The sequence below is a fragment of the Streptomyces sp. CRN 30 genome (assembly GCF_034105845.1).
In genome coordinates this window covers 1-3,329 of sequence record NZ_JAVRHI010000249.1, presented here as the reverse complement: position 1 = coordinate 3,329, position 3,329 = coordinate 1, and the positions used below count along the sequence as shown (strand labels likewise).

At 70.6% G+C, this 3,329-nt stretch carries 2 protein-coding genes and 1 pseudogene; 2 read left to right on the top strand and 1 reads right to left on the bottom strand.

What is annotated here, in order from left to right; all coding sequences use genetic code 11:
• Positions 1-64 precede the first annotated feature (64 nt).
• Both groL and UW392_RS26290 read left to right on the top strand, forming a co-directional pair.
• Positions 65-1,687 carry a chaperonin GroEL gene (gene groL, locus UW392_RS26295; protein ID WP_320777604.1) on the top strand — a complete coding sequence of 541 codons (1,623 nt, stop codon included), beginning with the start codon at positions 65-67 and terminating at the stop codon, positions 1,685-1,687.
• A 228-nt stretch (positions 1,688-1,915) separates the two neighbouring features.
• Positions 1,916-3,046: an NADH:flavin oxidoreductase gene (locus tag UW392_RS26290; RefSeq protein ID WP_320777603.1), complete on the top strand. Its 1,131-nt coding sequence runs from the start codon at positions 1,916-1,918 to the stop codon at positions 3,044-3,046.
• Between the two features lie 18 nt (positions 3,047-3,064).
• Here UW392_RS26290 and UW392_RS26285 read toward each other — a convergent pair.
• Positions 3,065-3,329, bottom strand: a pseudogene (locus UW392_RS26285) (hypothetical protein); the annotation flags it as partial.

The following is a 3,329-nucleotide window of genomic DNA, read 5'->3' as shown; positions in this document are numbered from 1 at the left end:
CGTCCGTCGCGGGCGCGGGCGCGGTCCGAAGGAATCACCCCCAGTCCTGGAGGGACCACTTCACATGGCCAAGATCATCGCGTTCGACGAGGAGGCGCGGCGCGGCCTCGAGCGCGGCATGAACCAGCTCGCGGACGCCGTGAAGGTGACGCTCGGCCCCAAGGGCCGCAACGTCGTCCTCGAGAAGAAGTGGGGCGCCCCCACGATCACCAACGATGGTGTCTCCATCGCCAAGGAGATCGAGCTCGAGGACCCGTACGAGAAGATCGGCGCCGAGCTGGTCAAGGAAGTCGCCAAGAAGACGGACGACGTCGCCGGTGACGGTACGACCACCGCGACCGTGCTCGCCCAGGCCCTGGTCAAGGAGGGCCTGCGCAACGTAGCCGCCGGCGCCAACCCGATGGCCCTCAAGCGCGGTATCGAGAAGGCCGTCGAGGCCGTCTCCGGTGCCCTGCTCGAGCAGGCCAAGGACGTCGAGACCAAGGAGCAGATCGCCTCCACGGCCTCCATCTCCGCCGCCGACACCCAGATCGGCGAGCTCATCGCCGAGGCCATGGACAAGGTCGGCAAGGAAGGCGTCATCACCGTCGAGGAGTCGCAGACCTTCGGTCTGGAGCTCGAGCTCACCGAGGGCATGCGCTTCGACAAGGGCTACATCTCGGCGTACTTCGCCACCGACATGGAGCGGATGGAGGCGTCGCTCGACGACCCGTACATCCTCATCGCCAACTCCAAGATCGGCAACGTCAAGGACCTGCTCCCGCTCCTGGAGAAGGTCATGCAGTCGGGCAAGCCGCTGCTGATCATCGCCGAGGACGTCGAGGGCGAGGCCCTGTCGACCCTGGTCGTCAACAAGATCCGCGGCACCTTCAAGTCCGTCGCGGTCAAGGCCCCGGGCTTCGGCGACCGCCGCAAGGCGATGCTGAACGACATCGCCATCCTCACGGGCGGCGAGGTCATCTCCGAGGAGGTCGGCCTCAAGCTCGAGAACGCCTCCCTGGACCTCCTGGGCAAGGCGCGCAAGGTCGTCATCACCAAGGACGAGACCACCATCGTCGACGGTGCCGGCTCCGCCGAGCAGGTCGCGGGCCGCGTCAACCAGATCCGCGCCGAGATCGAGTCCAGCGACTCCGACTACGACCGCGAGAAGCTGCAGGAGCGCCTGGCGAAGCTGGCCGGCGGCGTGGCCGTCATCAAGGCCGGTGCCGCCACCGAGGTGGAGCTCAAGGAGCGCAAGCACCGCATCGAGGACGCCGTGCGCAACGCCAAGGCGGCCGTCGAGGAGGGCATCGTCGCCGGTGGTGGCGTGGCCCTGCTGCAGGCCTCCTCGGTCTTCGAGAAGCTGGAGCTCGAGGGCGACGAGGCCACCGGTGCCGCCGCCGTCAAGCTGGCGCTCGAGGCCCCGCTGAAGCAGATCGCCGTCAACGCCGGCCTCGAGGGCGGCGTCGTGGTGGAGAAGGTGCGCAACCTGACCCCGGGTCACGGTCTGAACGCCGCCTCCGGCGAGTACGTCGACCTGGTCGCCGAGGGCATCATCGACCCGGCCAAGGTGACGCGCTCCGCGCTGCAGAACGCCGCGTCGATCGCCGCGCTGTTCCTCACCACCGAGGCCGTCATCGCCGACAAGCCGGAGAAGGCCGCCGCGCCGGCCGGCGGCGGCATGCCGGGCGGTGACATGGACTTCTGATCGACCTCAGGTTGATCGACCTCCTTGCCGAGGGCGGCACTTCCCGGAGACGGGGGGTGCCGCCCTCGGGCATTCCCACGCCGGTACGGGACACAGCCGGCGGATGTGGTGGGCATCACACGTGATCACCGGTGCCGGACGGGATGACCTGGCGAATGCGGCTGGTTGACACGGGCAGCAGGAACAATGCACGTGCACATACCTACCGGTACTCCCCAGGAGCCCCACGTGACCGTCACCGCCTCCGGCACCGCTTCCCGCGCCGCCGACCTCCTCTCCCGCCCGGTCTCGATCAACGGCCTCACCGTCCCGAACCGCATCGCGATGGCACCGATGACCCGGATGTTCTCCCCGGGCGGCGTCCCCGGCGAGGACGTGGTGTCGTACTACTCCCGCCGGGCCGCCGCCGGTGTCGGGCTGATCGTCACCGAGGGCACCTACGTGGGCCACGACTCGGCCGGGCAGAGCGACAGCGTGCCCCGCTTCCACGGTGAGGAGCAGCTCGCGGGCTGGGCGAAGGTCGCCGAGGCGGTGCACGCGGCGGGCGGGACGATCGTGCCGCAGCTGTGGCACATCGGCATGGTGCGGCAGGCGGGCGAGCCGCCGTTCCCGGACGCCCCGGCGATGGGTCCCTCCGGGATCCGCACCGACGGCACCGAGGGCGCCGGCAGGGCCATGACGCAGGCGGACATCGACGACGTCGTCGCCGCGTTCGCCGAGGCCGCGGCCGCCGCCGAGCGCATCGGCTTCGACGGCGTCGAACTGCACGGCGCCCACGGCTACCTGATCGACCAGTTCCTGTGGGAGGGCACCAACCGCCGCACCGACGCCTACGGCGGCGACCCGGTGGCCCGTACGAAGTTCGCGGCGGAGATCGTGGCGGCCGTACGCGCGGCGGTCTCCCCGTCCTTCCCGGTGATCTTCCGTTACTCGCAGTGGAAGCAGGACGCGTACAAGGCCCGGCTCGCCGAGACGCCCGAGGAGCTGGAGGCCCTGCTCACGCCGCTGGCGGCGGCGGGCGTCGACGCCTTCCACGCCTCCACCCGCCGCTACTGGGTCCCGGAGTTCGACGGCTCGGACCTCAACCTCGCGGGCTGGACGAAGAAGCTCACCGGGAAGACCGCCATCACGGTCGGTTCGGTCGGCCTGGACGGGGACTTCATGAAGGCATTCCAGGGCGAGAGCGCCGGTGCGCGGAGCATCGACGACCTGCTGGACCGGCTGGAGGCCGACGAGTTCGACCTGGTCGCCGTGGGCCGCGCCGTGCTCCAGGACCCGCAGTGGGCGGCGAAGGTCCTCTCCGGCCGCTTCGACGAGCTGGAGGCGTACGACGCGGCGTCGATGCGGAAGCTCACCTGAGCCTTCCGACCGGACCCGCTACGGGTTCCCCATCGGTTCGATGTCGACCCTCCGCGGCTCGCCCCAGATGCGCAGCACCTCGTAGTCCGTGAACTCGTGGACGAGGCGGTACGCCATCGCCGGGCGCGGGCCGCGGCGCTGGGCGGCGAGGTACAGCTCGGCCTCGCGGCGGTCGCGCCGCGGGGTGCCGCACAGCTGCCACACCTGGCCGTTCCACGCCTCCGGCAGCCAGCGCTGCTGGGGCTGGGGGCGGTCGCCCCGCACGCCGTAGCGGGAGGGCGCC

Coding starts and splice junctions, on each gene's coding strand:
- groL (WP_320777604.1), top strand. CDS start 65: ATGGCCAAGATCATCGCGTTCGACGAGGAGGCGCGGCGCGGCCTCGAG.